The 4,599-nt window shown below is 63.8% G+C and carries 3 protein-coding genes and 1 pseudogene; 1 reads left to right on the plus strand and 3 read right to left on the minus strand.

Annotation, left to right across the window (positions count from 1 at the left end):
* Positions 1-144: 144 nt before the first annotated feature.
* Positions 145-782, minus strand: a pseudogene (locus BN1233_RS36485) (glutathione S-transferase family protein).
* A gap of 243 nt (positions 783-1,025) precedes the next feature.
* Positions 1,026-1,280 carry a hypothetical protein gene (locus tag BN1233_RS36490; RefSeq protein WP_046868558.1) on the minus strand — a complete coding sequence of 85 codons (255 nt, stop codon included), beginning with the start codon at positions 1,278-1,280 and terminating at the stop codon, positions 1,026-1,028.
* A gap of 585 nt (positions 1,281-1,865) precedes the next feature.
* On the opposite strand from BN1233_RS36490, the gene BN1233_RS36500 reads away from it, so the two are divergent.
* Entirely contained in the window at positions 1,866-3,782 is a 1,917-nt protein-coding gene (locus BN1233_RS36500) for a potassium transporter Kup (protein ID WP_046868618.1), read from the plus strand.
* Positions 3,783-4,132: 350 nt separating this feature from the next.
* On the opposite strand, the gene BN1233_RS36505 is transcribed toward BN1233_RS36500, so the two are convergent.
* Positions 4,133-4,599 (minus strand): MFS transporter (locus BN1233_RS36505; RefSeq protein ID WP_046868560.1); only part of this gene is annotated, 467 nt, incomplete at its 5' end.

Here is a 4,599-nt window from a genome sequence, read left to right on the forward strand (position 1 = left end):
TAAGCAGCCATTCGCAAGCCTGAAGGCACGGTAGGGTAGCTGGCACAAAGCCCGCAGGGCATGGGCAAATTTGCCGGTCCAAATCGATTTATGAATGTGGAGGAGGGCAGTTTCGCGACCGGCAGCTTTTGATGCCGGTGTTGCTCAGTCTGCCGCAGCAAAATGCGCCATCTGGTCTGCGTATGCCTTTACGAAGGACGGGCGGGCCGTGGCGCGCGCAACATAGTCACGACACGCAGGATATCCCGCCAGCCCGTCGAACCGATCGACAAGACGCAGCACGTCCGCCATGAGTATGTCAGCGACGGAGAAGGTCCCGGCTAGCCATTTGCGTCCTGCCAAGACCGGCTCCAAGTGCTGGAGCCGGGCCTTGAGGAATGCGTCCAGACGCTTCCGTCCCGGCGTTTTAGCCGTATCACCGGAGAACACAAATATCGACCAGGCAGGCTTGCCGCCTCGACCGAATTGAGCGCCGCGAACAACCATTGTATAGCCTCGCTGCGACCGCGCGGATCGGCAGGCATCAGTGCGTCACCCCGCTCGCCTAGATGAAGCAGGATCGCGCCGCTCTCGAAGATCGAGATGTCTCCATCGGTCAACCACGGCACTTGGCCGAAGGGTTGGTGCAAGAAGTGCTCGGCATTCCGCGCGCCAAATGGCACGCTGTCGACGCGATAGGACAGTGCGGCCTCTTCCAGCGCCCAACGCACACGAATATCACGCACGTAGCCCCGCGGCGTCTCGGGAACCCAATCGAAGGTGGTGAGGATCAGATCGACCATTCGGCATCTCCGCTTCCTGCCTCACGGCATAGGACGGGCGAACGGCTCGCGCCCCTACATCACTGACAACTTTTTTCGTTACCGCCGGTCCATCATTACCGCAGTCTCATGATGCCTGATCCATCGTGCTTGCGGATTCCGGCGAAGCCGGACGCTTATGCCAACCTGAAGCCAGACAGGCTGACCAGAGTTCATCCGCTTGGAGAAGGGGAAGCGAAACCTTGCTGTGGTCTCACAGGCCCATCATGCCCTTGCCCGTGCTGCTAATGTCTTACGCCACTCCAAGGCAGCAGCATTGCGCCTCCTTACGACCAGCCAGAAGATCGAGCCCGCCACAATGAATCCAGCGCCTGCTCGCCACCAGCCCATGTCCAAGGACGGACCAGGAGCTTGCCAGCCCATGAAATCGCGAATCAATTCCTCGACAAAGACCGGGAGGAAACTCGCTACGAAGAACGTGAGGATAGCGGTCAGTCCTGCGGCAAAATATTTCGTCATGCTCAAATAAGACCTTACGCTTCAATGCCGAGCTCTGCTCGACTTGGCTGATCGTGGCAAGATTGCTGAATTGCACGCCACCTCCCGAGTCGGATCAGCCAGAGCATAGTCGGCCCGGCGAGGTTGATGAATTCCTAACGACCCGCATTCGGTGCGGGCAGGACCAAGTATGTGAAATCGTCTGCAGGAGAGGCGCGAAACATCGTCCATGTCTGACGGTATTGACGATCTCGAACACGTGCTCGGGGGCCGTCCAGCACGGCGATGAAGCCGCGGGCCTGCTGAAACAGTTCGCGCAAGCGCTCCCGATTGGCTTTTCCATCCCGCAGCTGTCGAAGCATCCTTCTCCCGTAGCCTCAATGGCCCCGCTGATCGCCTTGGGGTCGTGCGGTCCTGCCTGGCCGATGGATGCACTGCCAGCGGCATCCATATGACGGGAGAAGAGTTCGACGGCTCTATCTCGAGGGACGCTGACAGCGCAATACCGGCTGTTCCATGACCCCGGCCTTTCATCGGCTCCGGCCGGTGAAACCAGCATCCTGGAGCCACGTTAAAGGCTATACCATTCCCGAGGCCGGAGCGGCCATGGCTGCAGCAGGGATACGTTCACATGAAGGGGTCACCGCAAGCCCGGCCGGGCATCCCCACGTCGCACCGACCTCTTTCTGGGCCCTGACACTCGGCTCGATCGGGGTCGTCTATGGCGACATCGGCACGAGCCCGCTCTATGCTCTCAAGGAGAGCCTCGCCGCGGCGACCGGACACGCCGGCTCCAGCGCGTTGACGCGCGAGATGGTCCTGGGGGTCGCCTCTTTGATCCTGTGGGCGCTGATCATCATCGTGACGCTCAAGTATGTCGTCCTCGTCTTGCGGGCTGACAACAACGGCGAGGGCGGCACCCTCTCGCTCGTGACGCTCGCGCAACGCGCGCTCGGAGCCGCCGCTGGGGCGACTATCGTCCTCGGCATGGTGGGCGCCTCGCTGTTCTATGGCGACGCGATCATCACGCCGGCCATCTCGGTGCTGTCGGCGGTCGAGGGCCTGAAGCTCGTGACACCCGCCTTCGATCCCTACGTGGTGCCCCTCAGCCTCGCGATCCTGATCACGCTCTTTGCCGCCCAGCGGTTCGGCACGGCGGGCGTGGCGTCCCTCTTCGGGCCGCTTACCGCCTTCTGGTTCCTCGTCATGGCTCTTGGCGGCCTGATGCACATCCTGGACGATCCCGGCATCATCGCGGCGATCAGCCCGACCTACGGCCTCGGCTTCCTGGCCGGTCACGGGACGGCAGGGCTCCATGCGCTCGGTGCGGTGTTCCTGTCCGTCACCGGAGCCGAGGCGCTGTATGCCGATCTCGGCCACTTCGGCCGCGCGCCGATCCGCACCGCCTGGCTCGGGCTCGTCTTCCCAGCACTGGCAATTAACTATCTCGGGCAGGGCGCCATGCTGCTCGCCGCGCCCGAGGGGCTGGAGAACCCGTTCTTCCTGCTCTACCCCGCATGGGCTCTCCTGCCCATGGTCATTCTCGCGACGGCGGCGACCGTCATCGCGAGCCAGGCGGTGATCACCGGCGCATTCTCGATCTCCCAGCAGGCCATGCACCTGGGCGTGATCCCGCGCTTCCGGGTCCTGCGCACCTCCGAGACCGAGAAGGGCCAGATCTACATCCCGCTCATCAACTGGCTCCTGCTGTTCGCGGTGATCCTGCTCGTCGTCCTGTTCGAGAGCTCGAGTGCGCTGGCCGCCGCCTACGGTATCGCGGTCACGGGCGACATGGTCATTACGAGTTGCCTGCTATTCATCGTGGCCTGGAAGTTCTGGCGCTGGTCGCCGACGGTCGCTGGCTTGGTGATTGCGCCGTTCCTGGCGATCGAGCTCGTCTTCCTGTCGGCGAACGTACTCAAGATCCCGCAGGGCGGCTGGTTCCCGCTGCTGACGGGCACCGGGCTGTTCATCCTCATGCGGACCTGGCGCAAGGGCACGCACCTCCTGGCGGAGATCACGTACCGGGACCGTCCGCCCCTGGCCGAGTTCATCCGGACGGCAGAACAGAGCACGGTGCCACGGGTGCCTGGGACCGCCATCTTCCTGACCGGGAACGCCCAGGACGTGCCGGCCGCCCTTCTCCACAACCTGAAGCACAACAAGGTGCTGCACGAGAAGAACATTATCCTAACCGTGGTCACCGAGGAGGTGCCGCGTCTCCGCGATGAGAGCCGGGTCACCACCGAAAAGCTCTCGGACCGGTTTTCGCGGGTGACGGTGCGGTTCGGCTTCATGGAACACCCGAACGTCCCGAAGGCGCTCAAGGCCGCCGACTTCGATCTCGAGAACGCCTCGTTCTTCCTGTCGCGGCGGGCGCTGCAAGCCTCGCCCGACGCGGGATTGCCGTTGTGGGAGGACTATATCTTCATTCCGCTCGCGCGCTCCGCGAGCGACGTGTCAGACCAGTTCTGCATCCCTGAGGATCGGGCGGTCGAGGTCGGAGCACGCGTCGCGATCTGACGGGCAGGATCTCGATTCTCACCTGACGCTCTGTCCGGAAGTGGGTGTGGCTGTGCGCAAGGGTGATGGGACTACCCGCTGGAGCAGCCGTTGCCTCCATCGCCCGGCATGCCACGGGAGGCCTGATCACCCCAATCGAGAGTCTGAGGGATCTCGCGTGGATGGGAGGACCCGCCCCGTGCGGGGCCGTTCCTATTACCGGTCCGGAGTGGGAGGCCGGACTCCGTCCGGCATGAGGCCCGCCACGCCGGAAATGCAGGAGCCCGGGCCTTTGCGCAACGCTGGCCCGGGCTCAGTTTGTCTCTATCCGGCTATGGAAAACCTGCCGGGAGCTGTGACGGCGGGCTACGCTACGCCACGGAGGGAGTGGAGACCCGAGCAAACGGGCTCCTGCCGGTGTGGTGCTGCACGAGCATTGGCCTGAGGATGAACAGGGCCGAGAGCGCCGCGATCAGGTCCAGCGAGGCCACCGTGTAGAGCACCGTCGACCAGGTGCCGGTCGCCTCCATGAGGAGGTTGCCGATCGGCACCAGCAGCGCCGCCACGCCCTTCGCGCAGTAGAGCACGCCATAGATCTTGCCGACGTGCTTGGTCCCGAAGGCATCGGCGGCCGTCGCGCTGAACAGGCTGTAGACCTCGCCCCAGGCCAGGAACACCACCCCGCTCAGGATCAGGAACGCCCACGGGTTGTGCCCGAAGGTGCCGAGCGCGATGATCCCGACCCCCTCGAGCGCAAAGGCGATGAACATCGTGCGCTCACGCCCGATGTGGTCCGAGACCCAGCCGAACAGCGGCCGCGAGATGCCGTTCACGATCC

The sequence above is a fragment of the Microvirga massiliensis genome (genome assembly GCF_001006805.1).
GTDB classification, from domain to species: Bacteria; Pseudomonadota; Alphaproteobacteria; order Rhizobiales; family Beijerinckiaceae; genus Microvirga; species Microvirga massiliensis.